We start from the raw sequence: 16,862 nt of genomic DNA, 5'->3' as shown, positions 1-16,862 counted from the left end.
TCCGTCAAAAAAGCGGAATCATCACATGGATCGGTTGCCCACGCTAGAGCCCAGCCCCAGGTGGAGCATCGCCAGCATGTCCGTGGGCGACATCCGGGCCGACACATCGCCGCCCTCGAGCAGGCTGTCGGCCAGGTCGCGCTTGTGGCGGTGCAGGTCGACGATGCCTTCCTCGATCGTGTGCCGCGCAACCAGCCGGTAGATCGTCACCGGCCGCAGCTGCCCCATGCGGTGCGCGCGGTCCGAAGCCTGGTCTTCCACCGCCGGGTTCCACCACGGGTCCATGTGGATCACGTAGTCCGCGGCGGTGAGGTTGATGCCGACACCGCCTGCTTTCAGGCTGATGAGGAACAGGTCGCCCTCGCCGGCCTGGAAGGCATCCACCCGTTTCTTACGCTCCTGCATCGGCGTCGATCCATCGAGGTACTGGTAGCGGATGGCGCGCGCGTCGAGGTGCTTGCGAATTAATGACAAGTGATCCACGAACTGGCTGAACACCAGCACCTTGTGGCGGTTCTCGAGCAGCCCTTCCACCAGGTGCGCGAAGGTGGCCAGCTTGCTGCTGGCGATCCCGAGGCCCGGCGCCACCAGTTCCGGATTGCAGACGGCGCGGCGCAGCCGCATCATCTCGGCCAGGATGGCGATCGATTTCTGGTTCTGTGGCGCTTCGAGGGACGCGAGTTTATCCAGCGCTTCGCGGCGCAGCGATTCGTACAGGGCCATTTCCTCGGCCGTCAGTTCGACCGGCAGCACGATCTCGGTGCGCGGCGGCAGCTCGGTCAGCACCTGGCTCTTGGTGCGGCGCAGGATGAAGGGGTGGGTTAAACGACGCAGGCGCGCCCGCGCGCCTGCTTCTGCACGTTTATCGTAATTCTTGTCCTGCTGGGCCTTTTCGATGGGGCCGGCAAAGCGCAGCTGGAACTGGTCGGGCGTGCCGAGCAGGCCCGGATTAATGAAGCGGAACAGGTTCCACAGTTCGCCGAGGTGGTTTTCCAGCGGGGTGCCGGTGGCCACCATGCGAAAATCCCCCTGCAGGGCCATTACCGCCTGCGAGCGCCGCGTGAGCGCGTTCTTGAACGCCTGTGCCTCGTCCATCACGATCGTGTGCCAGCGCTTTTTGGCGAACAGCGGCGCTTCCAGCTGCAGCAGGCCGTAGCTGGCGACGATCACGTCGAAGGGTCCGGCATCGTCCAGCATGGCGGCGCGCTCGCCGGGGCCGAACAATTTGACGTTCAGGGTCGGCGCGAAGCGCGCGGCCTCCGCGATCCAGTTGGTGCAGACCGAGGTCGGCGCGACCACGAGCGTTGGGCCGTTCGGCGCGCGCAGCAGGATCAGGGCCAGCGCCTGCAGCGTCTTGCCGAGGCCCATGTCGTCCGCCAGGCAGGCGCCCACGCCCCAGTGCGCAAGTCTCGCCAGCCACTCGAAACCTTCGCGCTGGTAGTCGCGCAGCTCGGCCTGCAGCGTCGAGGGCAGCTGCGGCTCGTACTTCGCGTTGTCCGCCATTTTTTTCAGGTGCGCGCGCCAGGCCCGGTCGGCGTCGACGGCGCCGGCGTCGAGTGCCAGGTCTTCCAGCGCGAAGCTGGCCAGCGGGTGTACGCGCAATACCTCGCCGTCGGCGTCGGTGAAGGCGGCGACGTCGAGCAGGCGCCGGTGCAGCTCATTGGTCAGCGCCAGGAACTGGTTGTCGCCGAGCGCCACGAAACGGCCGTCGCTGCCGCGCACCTTCTCCAGCAGCTCGCGCAAGTCGATCACGCGCCCCTCGTCGATGACCACGTCGCCGTTGGCGGCAAACCAGTCCTTGTCGCGCTTGATATTCATGCGCACCGATTTCGAGCTTACCTTCCTGCTGACACGGAAGGGCTCGCCCTCGGGCCAGGCGATCAGGACCCGGGAGGCGTCGATTTCCTGCAGTTCGCTCACCAGCTCCAGGCAGGAAATGGGCGAGCCGAGCAGCCACTCGTCGTGTTCCGGCTCGGCTCCTTCCAGGGCACGGCAGGACGCGACCAGCTGGCGCTCGGCTTCGCGCTCGGCGTTCAGGTCGCGTTTCGCTTCTGTGCGGATGCCGTTGAAATCGGCGATCACGCGCTCGGCGCCGCTGCCGGGTGCGTAATAGGCGCCGGTATTCGGGAGCGGGCGCACCAGGATCCGCATGCGCAGGCCCTGCTGGTAGGGCAGCAGGTGCACGTGCAGGCGGGCGTCGGCGGCGATCCGTTCGATGTCGGCGGCGCTGGCGCCGATGTCCGACTGCACAGTGACGATCGAGGAAATCGCGCCGATCGCCTGCAGCACCCGCACTTCGGCTTCGAGGGGCACGACCAGTGCCTCGCCGACGATGGCGCCGATGCGGCGGTGCTCGTCGCGGATGCGCACCACGCGCAGGCGCGTCGGTGTCTCGCGCGTGACGACGACGTCGCCCGCGCTTTCGCGGATGGGCGGCTGCAGCGAAATCGTCACGTGCTCGCGCGCCGCTTTCACCAGCAGTTCCGGCTCGCCCGGCAGCAGCTCGACCCGGGTGCCGGGCGCGTCGAACCAGAACAGCAGGGGATGTCCGATCAGCGCGGCGAGGGCCTTGTCGAGGTCGAACTCGTAGCGCAGGCCGCTGCCGTAGTACTGGCGCGCGGCGCCGATGGTCGAGACGACCAGTAAATCCTGCGCGGTGAGGAAGTCGAGCGCGGCGGCGTCTTCCGTCAGGCGCTTCAGGCCGATCGGCCGGCCGCGGCTCCAGGCGCCCTGCGCGTCGCGCTTCTGCTCGCGCGGCTCGATTTCCTGCACCCCCAGGTGCGGGTCATGGCGGATCAGCCAGACCAGGCGCGACTCTTTGACTACCTCCACGTTCACGGCCGGCTGCAGGTTGATCAGCGCGTTGAGCTGGCGCTCCCACGGCTGCTCGCGCTCGAACCAGTGGGTCAGGTCGGTGAAGCGATGCTGCTGGCGCAGGGCGATGGCGCGCTGCTCGTGGCTGACTCCCCCGAGCTGGCCGAGCAGGCCGGCCAATTGGGCGCTGAGCAGGTCGAAGCCGGCCGCCTCCGACGAGGCCAGCGCTTCTTCGAGCCGGGCGCGCTGATTTGATAATTGCGGCATCCCGAGCCACCAGTGCAGCAGGGCGCGGAACATCACGGCTTGCAAGGCCGTTTCCCAATTGCGCGAGGGCAGCACGTCGGCGTCGACCGTGCCGCCGCGGATCTGGCGCAGCATAGAGAGTTGCTGGTAGACGGCCGTGTCATGGCTCTGCACCGCGCGCGTCGCGCTGTCGAGATAGCTGTCGACGGCCTTTTGATGTTTCGCATCACCCCGCCGTAATAACGCGGCGACGTACAGGTGGCCGCCGATGCCGGCAAACACCGCTTTGCGCTTGCCGGTTTCGCGCCGCAGGAGTTTCAGGGCGGCGTCGAAGCCGGCCAGCGCCTCGTCGATGTGGTCGCGCAGGAGCAGCAGCACGCTGCGGAAGAACAGGGCGGTCGAGTCGTCCAGGTCGGCCAGCAGGGCGTCGGCGTCGTCCAGGCGGCCGCACAGGATCAGGTGCTCGGCCAGGGCGACGCGCAGCGCCATCGCCGCGCCGCCGGGGTTCGCATAGCCTTCGACATGGCTTTCCACATGGGCGCGGATCGCCGGCGCGGCAAGCGGTTCGCGCTGGGCGTGGTCGATCAGGACCGCCAGCACCTCGTCGCGCAGCGCCGGATTGATGCGCTCGATCAGGCCGGGCTCGAACGGGCGCGCGCAGATGTCGACCAGCGGGTGCAGGTAGGCCGCCTCGTGGCAGCGCAGGCAGGCGGATAATAATGGGGTGACGGTCCTGGGACCGTCACCCCCTACCAAGGCCATGCGCAAGAGGGACAGGCCCTGGCGGTAACTGCGCAGCACGGGGTTGCCCTGCCAGTCGCGGCGCAGCGGGCCGACGCTCTCGAAGACCTCGCGCAGCTCCGTGAAGCGGCCGTTGCGCAGCAGGTAATCGATCGCCGGCCAGGCAGCCTCGGGCACCACCACCGTGCCGCGCGACGCCAGTTCGCTCGCCAGGCCGCGCTCGCGCAGCTGCGCAAGGTCCTCGGAAAGCGCGTCGTCCGACGTGAACTCGCCGAGCGGATCGAGATGCTCGCGCAGGCGCGTGCGCCCGAACGGCTCGCCGGCGAGTGCCAGCAGGCCGAGGATCAGCTTCTGGTGCGCCGTGCTGGCGGCAAACGCGTCGATCAGGGGCGCTCCGCTGATGCAGTCGCTCATTGAACCAAATTCTCGATCTCGACCGAAGGCAATCCTTGCGGCGCCGGAATGCCGAACACGCGCAAATAAAACGCCAGTTCCGCTTCCAGCGTGCGCACCACGCTGTCGGCCTTGCGGAAGCCATGGCCCTCGCCCTCGAGGGTCATGTAGGCGACCGGCACGCCGCGCCGGCGCAGGGCATCGACCATCGTTTCCGACTGCTGCGGCGGCACCACCTTGTCGTCCAGCCCCTGGAAGAAGATCATCGGGCGTTTCAAGGCATCGGTATGGTGGATCGGCGAGCGTTCGCGGTAGATCTGCTCGGCCGCAGGCTTGGGCGCGATCAGGTAGTCGTTGTAGTGCGACTCGAACTTGTGCGAGTCGGCATCGAGCCCGGCCAGGTCGGACACGCCGTAATAGCTGGCGCCGGCCTTGAACACGTCGTGGAAGGTGAGGGCGCACAGGGTGGTCAGGCCGCCGGCGCTGCTGCCGCGGATCAGCAGGCGCTCGGGGTCGGCCAGCCCCTGTTCGGCCAGGTAGCGCGCGCCGGCCACGCAATCCTCGACGTCGATGACGCCCCACTGGCCCTTGAGCAGGTCGCGGTAGGCGCGTCCGAAGCCGGTGCTGCCGCCATAGTTCACGTCGAGCACGGCGTAGCCGCGGCTGGTCCAGAATTGCGTGGCGAGCTTGAGCGTGCTGGTCGCCATGCTGGTCGGGCCGCCGTGGCCGATGACGATCAGCGGCGGCAGTTCGCCCGGCTGCGGTTCGAAGTCCTTATTGGCAGGCGCGTAGTGGAATGCGTAGGCGGTGCGCCCGTTTGCGCTGCGGTAGCGGATGCTGCGCGGGACCGACAGGTAGTCCACGTGCGGCAGGTTCGCGCTCGACTGCACCAGGATGGTACGCTTTCCCGACTCCGGGTCGATCAGCGCCAGCTCCACCGCAATCGTCGGCGAGCCGGCCAGCACGGCCACCGCTTGCGGCGAGACGCGCAGCTCGCGGATTTCTTCATACGGCGTGGCGATCGGGGTGAGCGTGCAGCCGTGGGTGGACAGGCGCCCCAGGCGGCTGACGCCATCCTCGATATAGGTGCAGATGATTTCCTCGCTCGATCTGAAACCGTACATCGAGCCGCCAAAGCTCCAGTGGGGGCCGCCGAATTCCGCTTCGCGCGGGCACAGCGGGTGCACCAAGCCATCCTCGAAGCGGTACAGGTTCCACCAGCCGCTGCGGTCCGACACGAAGTGCAGCAGGCCACCGGGCGACCACTCCGGCTGGCAGATCGATTCGTCCATGCCGCCGGCGATCAGGCGGCCATCGACCAGCGTGCCGTCTTCCAGGATGTCCGCCACCCACAGCTCGGTGCCCTGCCACGGCATGCGCGGATGGTCCCAGCACAGCCAGGCCAGCTGGCGGCCGTCCGGGGACAGGCGCGGCGCCGCATAAAAATCGTTGCCGTCGACCAGGATCGTCTCGCTGCCGTCGAAGCCGACCGCGCAGATCGTGTTGACGGGGTAGGCTTCGCCTGCCAAGTGGTCTTCGCGCACCGCGACCAGGCGGTTGCGCGCGCGGTCGGGCACGAAGTCGGCATAGCGCACGGCTTCTTCTTTCGTGATCATGACGGGTTCGCCGCCCGCTTCGGCCTGGTACAGATGGTTGTCGGCGAAATGCGAGAACCAGACCGTGCCCTTGTCCACCGCATACGCGCCGCCACCATACTCGTGCACGCGGGTGCGCACGTTGAACGGGGCCGGAGTCAGTTCAGCGGCCGTGTCGGTGGTCTCGCCGGCACGCCAGCGCTGCAGCGTGGTGCGCCCGGCTTCGCTGGCGCGCCCGGCCAGCCACAGCACGTCGGCGCCGTCGAGCGCGACCTGCGACAGCGGCGTGGCGCCGGCCGCCACCACGGCGGCGCTGATCGGGGAAGTCCAGGTGCCGCAGGGAGCGGCCTGTTTGCGGTTCGGCTGGGTCATGGCGTCGGCATTCTCAAAGGGTGGAACCGCATTATAAGAGCCCTGCCGCGCAGGCAGAGTCACGTTGGTGCGAGCCGAATCGCCGGCACCCGGCGCGGCTGCCACAGCTTGCTTGCCGCAAGAGAAACATTGCTCGTGCACTGGCATGGCTGCAATCGGCCCGGCCCTGTCAGTTCAGTCCCCACTCCGGTATCATTCGGGAATGAATGAGATTTCCTTCCCTCCGTTTGTCATTGGTGTCGCTGGCGGAAGCGGCAGTGGCAAGTCGACGGTGTCCCAGCAAGTCCTCGCGTCGTTCGGCGCCGATGTGGTCTCGGTCGTGATGCAGGACGATTACTACCGCGACCAGTCCGATCTCACCCCTGACGTACGCCGCAAGCAGAATTACGACCATCCGAACGCGTTCGACTGGCCACTGCTGGTGCAGCACGTCCAGGCCTTGCGCAATGGCGAGGCGATCGAGATGCCGGAATACGATTTCACGATCGACAACCGTTCCAACAAGACCATTCCAGTCAAACCGGCCCCGGTCATCGTGGTCGAAGGCCTGTTTGCCCTGTATGACGCGGACTTGCGCGACATGATGTCTCTGAAGATCTTTGTCGACACCGCCTCCGACGTTCGCTTCATCCGCCGCATGCAAAGGGATATCAACGAACGCGGGCGCTCGGTAGAGAGCATCGTCGGCCAGTACCTGGAAACGGTACGCCCGATGCACAAGCAATTCATCGAGCCCACCAAGCGCCACGCCGATGTCATTTTGCCCCACGGCGCGAATGGCCCGGCAGTCGATGTCATTACCACCAAGGTGGCGAGCGTCATCGACCAGTTGAAGCGGTCCTGATCGAGCAAAACATGAAAAGCAGTTCAAACGGCGGTCTGGTCTATTCCACCGATGGCGGGCGCATGTGCCCTGAATGCCGTCAGCCCCTCGAGGGGTGCGTGTGCAAGGCCAGGGCCGTGGCCGCAGGCGATGGTGTGGTGCGCGTGTCGCGCCAGACCAAGGGCCGGGGCGGCAAGAGTGTGACACTCGTTAAGGGGCTCGCGCTCGATGCCGCTGCACTGGCGCTGCTGGGCAAGCAATTGCGCACTGCATGCGGCTCAGGCGGCACGGTAAAGGATGGCGTCATCGAGGTGCAGGGCGACCACTGCGAGCTGGTGATGGAAGCGCTCAGGAAGCATGGCCATCATCCGAAGCGTGCCGGTGGCTGAAGCTTTGCAGGGCCGGGGCCGGCAGCGGACCTGAACAGGGAAGGCCGGCACCCGAAGCCATCGGGCGCGCCACTGCCCGGCGCGTCCCGAGAATGCGATAATAGCCGTCCTCCGACGCCAACGATTGTCAGCCATGCCACAATTTGCCCCGCTCAAGAACGATACCTTCCTGCGCGCTCTGCTGCGCCAGCCAACCGAGTACACGCCGGTGTGGCTGATGCGGCAGGCGGGACGCTACCTGCCAGAGTACCGCGCCACGCGCGCGCGCGCCGGCTCGTTCCTGGGGCTGGCAAAGAATCCCGACTACGCGACCGAGGTCACGCTGCAGCCGCTTGACCGCTATCCGCTGGACGCGTCGATCCTGTTCTCCGACATCCTGACGGTGCCGGATGCCATGGGCCTGGGCCTGTATTTCGCCGACGGCGAAGGCCCGAAGTTCGAGCGCCCGCTGCGCACGGAAAGTGACGTGATGGCGCTGCAGGTGCCGGACATGGCCTCGCTCGACTACGTTTTTAAAGCCGTTACGCAGATCCGCACCGAAATCAATGGCCGCGTGCCGCTGATCGGCTTTTCGGGCAGCCCGTGGACGCTGGCCTGCTACATGGTCGAGGGCCAGGGTTCGCGCGAATTCCACACCATCAAAAAGATGCTGTACGCGCGCCCGGACCTGATGCACCGCATCCTGGACATCAATGCCACCGCCGTCGCCCAGTACCTGAACGCGCAGATCGACGCCGGCGCCCAGGCCGTCATGATCTTCGATTCCTGGGGCGGGGCGCTGGCCGATGGCGCCTACCAGGAGTTCTCGCTGCGCTACATGGAGCGGGTCCTGAGCCGGCTCCAGCGCGAAAAGGACGGCGTGCGCATCCCGGCCATCGTGTTCACCAAGGGCGGCGGCATCTGGCTCGACGAAATGGCGGATATCGGCGCCGATGCCCTCGGCCTGGACTGGACCGTGAACCTGGGCCGCGCCCGCGCCTTGGTCGGCGACCGCGTTGCCCTGCAGGGCAACCTCGATCCGGCCATCCTGTTCGCCTCGCCCGAGCAGATCCGCGCGGAAGTCGAGCGCTCGCTCACCGCCTACGGCGTGCCAGCAGCTGGCTCGGGCCACGTGTTCAACCTCGGCCACGGCATTTCGCAATTCACCCCGCCGGAATCGGTGACGGCGATGGTGGAAGCAGTGCACAACTTCAGCCGCCGCCAGCGCGCGGTGTAAAGCCGCGGTCGAGGCCAGGAGCAGGCTTCGCCGTGCCCGTTTGACGCGCTGCGCGGCATTACGCAGCGCAGCAAAATCACACTTGTTCACATGTTGTAAAACCATGAGTATGGAGGCTGTGGACATGTACAGTATCCTGCCGGGCGAGCTAAGCCGTTGAAATCGCTGGGGTTTATCTCGACAATGGAGGAGAAATAACTGTCGGGCAGCGGATTTTACGTTACAGAAATGACCGCTTGTGCACCCTTGTTCACAAAGTTATCAACAGGCTGCACGGCTCATCAGCAAAATCCCCAGCGTTGACAAGCACTTATCGTATGCATCGAAGATACTTGTTTAAATCGTCACGGCGCGCAGCTATTTACCGTAAGCAAAAACACAGTTATACACAATCGTTGCGATAGAGGAAGGTAGTTGCTGTGGACTACTTTGCTGGCGCTAAGTCATTGAATTTTCATGATTTATTTCCTCATGGTTTTAATTGAACAAGGTTCGGTTTGACTTAACGTAAACTTCTCCACGGGTCAAGCGCTTCATTCTCCACAAAGTTGTCCACAGCCTCAGGTATAAGGTAAAGATTGTCGTACTGCATTCTTCAAATCGCGCTCGACACGCCGCTTAACAGCGTATTCGACTACCGCTGGCCGCATGAAGTCGATGCTGCACCGCAGGTTGGCCCGCAGGTGGGTCAGTTAGCGCTGGTCCCTTTCGGGCGGCGTGAAGTCGTCGGCCTGATCGTCGCCATCGTGGCCGAGAGCGATGTCCCGGCCGACAAGCTGAAAAACGCGATTGCCGTGCGCAGCCAGCTCGCGCCCCTCTCGCCGCAGTGGCTGGCGCTGGCGGGTTTCGCGGCCGACTATTACCAGCGCCCGCTGGGCGAAGTGGCGCTGCCCGGGCTGCCGAAAAACCTGCGGGTGCCGACCACCGTCGCCCTCGACCGCGCGCTGAAAAAAATGGCGAAGCTGCCGCCGCCGGGCGACCCGTCCCCGAGCGGCATGCCGCCGCTGAACACGGAGCAGCGGGAGGCGGCCGACGCCATCGGCGGCGCAGTCGGCTTCACGCCGGCGCTGCTGTACGGCGTCACCGGCAGCGGCAAGACCGAGGTCTACCTGCAGGCCTGCGCCCAGGTGCTGGCGCGCGACCCGCAGGCGCAAATCCTGATCCTGGTCCCCGAGATCAACCTGACCCCGCAGCTGGAAGGGAACATCCGTGCGCGCTTCCCGGGCCTGATGCTCGCCACGCTGCACAGCAGCCTGTCCGAGGGCGAGCGCATGCTGCACTGGCTCGCGGCCCACCAGGGCCAGGCGCGCATCGTGCTGGGCACGCGCCTGGCGATCCTGGCGTCGCTGCCGCACCTGCAGCTGATCGTCATCGACGAGGAGCACGACCCCTCGTATAAACAGCAGGAAGGGCTGCGCTATTCGGCGCGCGACCTGGCCGTGTGGCGCGCGCGCCAGCTGGCGATCCCGATCGTTCTCGGCTCGGCCACGCCTTCGCTGGAAAGCTGGCACCACGCCCAGACCGGGCGCTACGACTTGCTGCCACTGCGCGAGCGCGCCGTGCGCGACGCCGTGCTGCCGACCGTGCGCCTGCTCGACATGGAGCGCGATAAACCAAAAGAAGGTCTCACTGCCGGCCTGCTGGCCGCGCTGCGCCAGCGCCTGGAGCGGGGCGAGCAGTCGCTGCTGTTCCTGAACCGGCGCGGCTACGCGCCCGTGATCACCTGCGAAGCCTGCGGCTGGATCAGTAACTGCACGCGCTGCACCTCGTTCATGGTGCTGCACAAGCCCGAGCACCGGCTGCGCTGCCACCACTGCAGCCTGGAACTTCGCATCCCGCGCCATTGCCCCACCTGCGGCAACGTCGACCTGCAGCCGCTCGGGCGCGGCACCCAGCGCTTCGAGGAGGGGCTATCGGCGATGTTCCCCGCAGCGCGCATCCTGCGCATCGACGCCGACTCGACCCGCAAGAAGGGCAGCGCCCAGGAAGCGTTCGACACCGTGCACCGCGGCGAAGTCGACATCCTGATCGGCACGCAAATGGTCGCCAAGGGCCACGATTTCAAAAAGCTGACCCTGGTCGGCATCCTGAACCCGGATACCGCGCTGTTCTCGCAGGATTACCGGGCCAGCGAGCGCCTGTTCGCGCAGCTGATGCAGGTGGCGGGGCGCGCGGGTCGCGCCGGCCTGGCCTCCGAAGTGCTGATCCAGACGCGCTACGCCCAGCATCCGCTGTATTCGGCCGTGGTGCGCCACGACTACGACCGCTTCGCCATGAACCTGCTGGAAGAGCGCCACCAGGCCGCGCTGCCGCCCTACATGTACCAGGCGCTGCTGCGCGCCGAGGCGCCGGAGCTGGCGGTCGCCGTCGCCTTTTTGGAGGAAGCACGCGACATCCTGCCGAGCGAGGCCGTCACGCTCAACGACCCGATCCCGATGACGATGACGCGCGTATATAACGTCGACCGCGCCCAGCTGCTGGTCGAATCGAACTCGCGTCCGGCGCTGCAGGCCTTCCTCAAGGAGTGGCTGGCCCTGCTGCGGTCGATGAAGTCGCGCGTGCGCTGGTCGCTGGAAGTGGACCCGCTCGACATTTGATTAGAAAACGGCGTATCGTGAAGCCGGAAGATACACGGGAAAGAACATGAAAAAACTGCAAGTTGATGTCGCCGTCATCGGCACCGGCACCGCCGGAATGTCGGCCTACCGCGCGGCCCATGCGCAAGGCGCGCGCACGGTCGTGATCGAAGGCGGGGCCTACGGCACCACCTGCGCCCGCGTCGGCTGCATGCCGAGCAAACTGCTGATTGCCGCCGCCGATGCTGCCCACATGCTCGACGTGGCGCCGGGCTTCGGCGTGCATCCGGGCGAAAAACGCATCGACGGACGGGCCGTGATGGAGCGCGTGCGGCGCGAGCGCGACCGTTTCGTCGGCTTTGTCCTCGAGAGCGTCGAGGGCTTCCCGGAAGAGGACAGGATTCGCGGCCACGCCCGCTTTACCAGCCCGCACACGCTGCGGATCGACGACGATACCGAAGTCGAAGCCGCCCGCATCGTGATTGCGACCGGCTCCACACCCGTGGTGCTGCCGCAGCTGCAAAACGTCGGCCCCGGCATCGTCACCAGCGACGACGTGTTTTATTGGGACGATTTACCGAGCTCGGTGGCCGTGATCGGCTCCGGCGTGATCGGGCTCGAGCTGGGCCAGGCCTTGAGCCGCCTTGGCGTACGCGTGAGCATTTTCGCGCGCGGCGGCAGCGTCGCCCACCTGAGCGACCCCGAGGTGCTGCACGTGGCCATGCGCACGCTGCGCGAGGAACTCGACCTGCGTTTCCAGACCGAAGTGGTGCGTGCCGAGCAGCAGGGCGACGAGGTCCTGCTCACCACGCGCGACGCGCTGGGCAAGGAAACGAGCGAGCGCTTCCAGTACGTGCTGGTAGCGACGGGCCGTACGCCGAACGTGGGCGGCCTGGGGCTGGAGGAAACCGGGCTGGAGCTGAAGGACAACGGCGTGCCCGTGTTCGACAGCCGCACCATGCAGTGTGGGAACAGCCACATTTTCATTGCAGGCGACGCCAACAACGAGCTGCCGCTGCTGGCCGAAGCGGCCGACCACGGCAAGATCGCCGGCGAAAACGCGGGACGCTACCCTGACGTACGGCCTGGCCTGCGGCGCACGCCACTCGGGATCGCGTTCACCGAGCCGAACATCGCGACGCTCGGCAAGAACTACCGGACCCTGTGCGAGGGCGGACGCCCGAAGTTCGCGATCGGCAAGGTGTCGTTCGAGAACCAGGGGCGCAGCCGGGTGATGTTGCAGAACAAGGGCATGCTGCGGGTGTATGCCGAGTACGGCACCTGCCGCTTCCTCGGCGCCGAGATGATCGCGCCGCGCGGCGAGAATATCTCGCACCTGCTGGCCTGGGCGGTGCAGGCGCATTTGACGGTGCCGCAGATGCTGGACATGCCGTTTTACCATCCCGTGATCGAGGAAGGCGTGCGCACGGCGCTGCGCGACCTGGCAGCGGACCTGGCGAAAGGGGCAAGCCACACGGATGCGGCGGATTCGGAGCCGGGAACGTAAGCCTTGAACCCGCGGCGCAACCGCCCGCCGTCAGTTCAAATAGCTCGCATCCAGTTTGCCCTGCTCGGCCATCTGGCGCACGATGCGCACCGTGTCGATATCGGCCTCCTGGTAGGCCGACTTCTTGAACTCGGCATACATTTCGGTCGCAGCGTCCAGCGCCTCGCCCATCCCGTCGTCGTAACAAAAGCGCACGAACAGCTGGAATTCGTCCGGCGCCTCGATCGTCATGGTCAGGCTCGAGGCGCTGATGTCGCCTTGCGCCGGCACGTCGAAACGCACCTCCTGCAGCGGGGTCAGCACGACCGTGTCTTCGACGATCAGGTCGCCGTAACGCAGGCGGCGCTTGAAGACGCCGCTGTCGCGGTCGCCGATGGTGCACTCGTCGAGGTGCGGGATGAACAGCTTCGGTGACTCGGCGCGGACCACCAGCCCGCGCCATAGCTGCTCGCGCGTGATCGTGTGGAGCAGCGGGTTGAGCGGGTCGTTAATTTCAATCAGGTGTTCAAATATCATTGTTTCTCGTACTCGTAGTGGGTGGTACCACCTTGGCGGCGCGCCAGGGGGTGAACTTAATTCGACAGCAGGATCGCGTTCTGCCTGCGCTGTAAAAATGCAATGCCAATCAGGATGGCGAACGAAATCGCCAGCAATACCAGTGCATATGCGTGCGCTGCGCCGTAATTCAACTTCTGCGCTTCATCATAGAGCGCAATCGAGGCAACCCGCGTCTGTCCGGGGATATTCCCGCCCAGCATTAGCACGACGCCGAACTCGCCCATCGTGTGCGCAAAGCTGAGCGAGACGCCGGTGAGCAATCCGTGTTTCGACAGCGGCATCACGATCGCCCAGAAGGTCTGGCGGCGCGTTAATCCCAGTGCCAGCGCCGACTGCACCAGCTCGCGCCCGACGCCGCGAAACGCCGCCTGGAAGGGTTGCACCGCGAACGGCAGGCTGTACAGCACGGAACCGGCCACCAGCCCGGCGAAGGAAAACGGCAGCGGATGGCCGAACACATTCATCCAGGCCGCCCCGACCGGCTGCTGCGGCGCCATCAGCATCAGCAAATAAAAACCGATCACGGTGGGGGGCAGCACGATCGGCAGGCTGACCAGGGTTTCGATAAAAATGATGCCGCGCATCTTGCTGTTATTCAGCCAATTGGCCAGCGGAATGCCCAGCACCAGCAGCACGATGGACGTGACTGCCGCCAGCCGCAGGGTCAGGCCGATGGCGTCCCATAGCTCGGCCGGGAACTGCCAATCCGTCATCGGGCCGCGCCTTCTGGAAGGCTGAAACCGTTACGTGCGAGGATGGCGCGGGCTTCGGGTGTGGACAGGTACTGCAGGAAGCCGGCCGCATGCGGATTGCCCGCGCCGGCTTTCGTCACGATGGCGCCCTGTTCGATCGGCGCCAGGCCTTCATGCGGTACCAGCGCATACCGGCCGACGCCCTTCAGCTTGGTCGCATGCAGGGTGGCGAACGACACAATCCCCACCTGGGCATTCCCGGTCTGGACGAATTGCGCGGTCTGGGCAATGTTTTCGCCAACGACAAGTTTCGGCTGGACCGCCGTCCACAGGCCGTCGCGTTCCAGGGCGGCCCTGGCGGCGCGGCCATACGGTGCGGTGACCGGGTTGGCGATGGCCACGCGCAGCACGCGCGGGTCACGCACGAGCGCTGCCAGCCCGCGCGCCGGGTCGATCCGCGGATCGGTCGACCACAGCGCGATGCGCCCAAACGCATACGGGGTCAGGGTGGCGCCATCGGCCGCGCCGAGCTTCGCCAGCTGGCGCGGGTAGTCCATGTCGGCGGATAAAAACACGCCGAAGGGCGCGCCGTTGCGAATTTGTGCAAAAAAGTTGCCAGACGCACCAAGCGACACCTTGAGCTCGGCATCGGGCGCCGTTTTCCGGTACGCGCCGACGAGTTCGTCGATACAATAGCCGAGATCACTGGCGGCAGCGACCAGCAGCGGGCGCGCCTGCGCAGGCAGCGCCAGGGTCCAAGCCAGCAGCAAAATAAGCAATTTTTTCATGCTGAACATTGTAGCGCGCAGCCCGGGTGGCTTCGCTACAATGCTCGGCTGTCTTCAAGAATATTTCCCATGTCCAACGCACCAAAGTTCGGCCTGAACGGGCCGCAAAGCGAAGCCGTGCTTTACCTCGACGGCCCCTGCCTGGTGCTGGCTGGCGCCGGCTCGGGCAAGACGCGGGTGATCACGCAAAAGATCGCCTACATGATCGAGGACCGCGGCTACGATCCGCGCACGATCGCCGCACTGACCTTCACGAATAAAGCCGCGCTCGAGATGCAGGAGCGCATCGCCAAGCTGTTAAAGCAGCCGAAGCAGGCCAAGCAACTCACGGTCTCCACCTTCCACTCGCTCGGCGTGAAAATCCTGCGCCAGGAGGCGGCCGGCGTCGGTTTGAAAGACCGCTTTTCCATCATGGACAGCGACGACTGCTACACGATCGTGTCCGACCTTGGCCTGACCACCGACAAGCAGGAAATCCGGCGCATCCAGAATGCCATTTCGCTGTGGAAGAACGGCCTGGTCGACCCGGAAGACGCGATCAATGCCGCGAAAGACGAGGATGAAGCCCAGGCCGGCCGCATCTACCGCAGCTATGTCGCCACGCTGGCCGCCTACCAGGCGGTCGACTTCGACGACCTGATCCGCCTGCCGGTGGAACTGTTCCGCAACAACGAGTCGATCCGCGACCGCTGGCAGCGCAAGCTGCGCTACCTCTTGATGGACGAGTACCAGGACACGAATACCTGCCAGTACGAGCTCGTCAAATTGCTGGTGACGGGCATCGGCAAGAAACCGATGTTCACCGCCGTGGGCGACGACGACCAGGCCATCTACGCCTGGCGCGGCGCCTCGGTGGAAAATTTGAAGACGCTCCAGACCGACTTCCCGGACCTGCGCGTCATCAAACTCGAGCAGAACTACCGCTCGACCACGCGCATCCTGCAGGCGGCGAATGCCGTCATCGGCAACAACCCGAAGATTTTCGAAAAATCGCTGTGGTCGGAGCACGGCCTGGGCGAGCCGATCAAGGTGCTCGGCATGCAGAGCGACGAGCAGGAAGCCGACCAGGTGGCGATGATGATTTCATCGGACCATTTTCAGCGCAAAAATAAATGGGCGGATTTCGCGATCCTCTACCGCGGCAACCACCAGGCGCGCATCATCGAGCAGGCGCTGCGCAAGGAACGCATCCCGTACACGATTTCGGGCGGCCAGAGCTTTTTTGACAAGGCCGAGATCAAGGACATCATCGCCTACCTGCGCCTGATCGCCAACGAGGGCGACGACCCGGCCTTCATCCGCGCCGTTACGACGCCCAAGCGCGGGGTCGGCATGGCGACGCTCGAAGTGCTGGGGGAATTCTCGAAACAGTGGAATTGCTCGCTGTTCGAAGCGGCTCTCAAGGGCGGCATCGAGGCCAAGCTGGCGGACCGCCAGTTGCATCCGCTGCGCGATTTCTGTCATTTCATCAATGACCTCGAGTCGCGCGCCAGCCGCCCTGGCCCATCCGGCAGCGGCGAAAACGCAGCCGAGGTGCTCGACGACATGATGAAGGAGATGAACTACGAGCACTACCTGTACGAGAACTTCGACGACCGCGCGGCGCAAGGCAAGTGGCAGAACGTGATGGAGTTCACCAACTGGCTGAAGGAACGCGGCAACGGTGGGCGCGACGGAACCGGCGAAGAGAAGAACCTGCTGGAACTGACGCAAATGGTGGCCTTGATGTCGATGCTGGAAGGCCAGGACGAGGAGCAGGACGCCGTGCGCATGTCGACCCTGCACGCCTCGAAAGGCCTGGAGTATCCGCACGTGTATCTGGTTGGTGTGGAAGAGGGCATCCTGCCGCACAAGGGCGACCCGGACGACCCGATCGAAAAGATCGCCGCCCGTATCCAGGAAGAACGGCGCCTGATGTACGTCGGTATCACGCGTGCCCAGCGCACGCTGCAGGTCACCTGGTGCAAGAAGAGAAAGCGCGCCGGCGAACTCGTGCATTGCGACCCGTCGCGCTTCATCAAGGAGATGGCGCTCGACGAGGGCACTGCGGCGCCGATGGAATCGGAAGTCATCACCCCGAAGGATCGCCTGGCCAGCCTGAAGGCCTTGTTGGCGACACCGAAGCCGGATGCCGGCAAGCTGATGTCATAAT

Annotated in this window: 11 protein-coding genes; 6 read left to right on the top strand and 5 right to left on the bottom strand. The window is 65.4% G+C overall.

Annotated elements, in window-relative coordinates; translation table 11 throughout:
• Nucleotides 1-21: 21 nt before the first annotated feature.
• Nucleotides 22-4,215 carry a DEAD/DEAH box helicase gene (locus tag ACFPN5_RS08665; protein WP_379782163.1) on the bottom strand — a complete coding sequence of 1,398 codons (4,194 nt, stop codon included), beginning with the start codon at nucleotides 4,213-4,215 and terminating at the stop codon, nucleotides 22-24.
• The gene (locus ACFPN5_RS08660) at nucleotides 4,212-6,161 is read right to left on the bottom strand and encodes a dipeptidyl-peptidase 5 (RefSeq protein ID WP_379782161.1); all 1,950 of its coding nucleotides are present in this window, start codon (nucleotides 6,159-6,161) and stop codon (nucleotides 4,212-4,214) included. Before ACFPN5_RS08660 ends, ACFPN5_RS08665 begins: the two co-directional genes overlap by 4 nt.
• A 202-nt stretch (nucleotides 6,162-6,363) precedes the next feature.
• Between ACFPN5_RS08660 and udk the strand changes: the two genes are divergently transcribed.
• From udk to ACFPN5_RS08635, 5 genes are all read left to right on the top strand, one after another.
• The gene (udk, locus tag ACFPN5_RS08655; protein ID WP_379782159.1) at nucleotides 6,364-7,005 is read left to right on the top strand and encodes a uridine kinase; all 642 of its coding nucleotides are present in this window, start codon (nucleotides 6,364-6,366) and stop codon (nucleotides 7,003-7,005) included.
• Nucleotides 7,006-7,016: 11 nt separating this feature from the next.
• Nucleotides 7,017-7,373, top strand: a complete 357-nt coding sequence (locus ACFPN5_RS08650; RefSeq protein WP_379782157.1) for a translation initiation factor Sui1 — start codon at nucleotides 7,017-7,019, stop codon at nucleotides 7,371-7,373.
• A 133-nt stretch (nucleotides 7,374-7,506) separates the two neighbouring features.
• Nucleotides 7,507-8,589, top strand: a complete 1,083-nt coding sequence (gene hemE, locus ACFPN5_RS08645; protein ID WP_379782155.1) for a uroporphyrinogen decarboxylase — start codon at nucleotides 7,507-7,509, stop codon at nucleotides 8,587-8,589.
• A gap of 578 nt (nucleotides 8,590-9,167) precedes the next feature.
• The gene (locus tag ACFPN5_RS08640) at nucleotides 9,168-11,186 is read left to right on the top strand and encodes a primosomal protein N' (RefSeq protein ID WP_379782153.1); all 2,019 of its coding nucleotides are present in this window, start codon (nucleotides 9,168-9,170) and stop codon (nucleotides 11,184-11,186) included.
• Between the two features lie 46 nt (nucleotides 11,187-11,232).
• Nucleotides 11,233-12,672 carry a dihydrolipoyl dehydrogenase gene (locus ACFPN5_RS08635; protein ID WP_379782151.1) on the top strand — a complete coding sequence of 480 codons (1,440 nt, stop codon included), beginning with the start codon at nucleotides 11,233-11,235 and terminating at the stop codon, nucleotides 12,670-12,672.
• 30 nt (nucleotides 12,673-12,702) lie between these two features.
• Here ACFPN5_RS08635 and ACFPN5_RS08630 read toward each other — a convergent pair whose 3' ends face one another.
• From ACFPN5_RS08630 to modA, 3 genes are read right to left on the bottom strand one after another with little or no spacing between them, the layout of a single operon-like run.
• Complete coding sequence (locus ACFPN5_RS08630; protein WP_379782149.1) at nucleotides 12,703-13,188, bottom strand: SRPBCC family protein; 486 nt, start codon at nucleotides 13,186-13,188, stop codon at nucleotides 12,703-12,705.
• Nucleotides 13,189-13,244: 56 nt separating this feature from the next.
• Nucleotides 13,245-13,943, bottom strand: a complete 699-nt coding sequence (gene modB / locus ACFPN5_RS08625) for a molybdate ABC transporter permease subunit (RefSeq protein WP_379782147.1) — start codon at nucleotides 13,941-13,943, stop codon at nucleotides 13,245-13,247.
• Complete coding sequence (modA, locus tag ACFPN5_RS08620) at nucleotides 13,940-14,710, bottom strand: molybdate ABC transporter substrate-binding protein (protein ID WP_379782145.1); 771 nt, start codon at nucleotides 14,708-14,710, stop codon at nucleotides 13,940-13,942. The genes modB and modA overlap by 4 nt, the downstream gene beginning before the upstream one ends.
• A gap of 69 nt (nucleotides 14,711-14,779) precedes the next feature.
• On the opposite strand from modA, the gene ACFPN5_RS08615 reads away from it, so the two are divergent.
• Entirely contained in the window at nucleotides 14,780-16,861 is a 2,082-nt protein-coding gene (locus ACFPN5_RS08615) for a UvrD-helicase domain-containing protein (protein ID WP_379782143.1), read from the top strand.
• Nucleotide 16,862: the final 1 nt, after the last annotated feature.

The organism is Massilia niabensis (genome assembly GCF_042655085.1).
Lineage (GTDB): Bacteria > Pseudomonadota > Gammaproteobacteria > Burkholderiales > Burkholderiaceae_D > Telluria > Telluria niabensis.
This window is presented reverse-complemented; position numbering and strand designations above follow the sequence as displayed.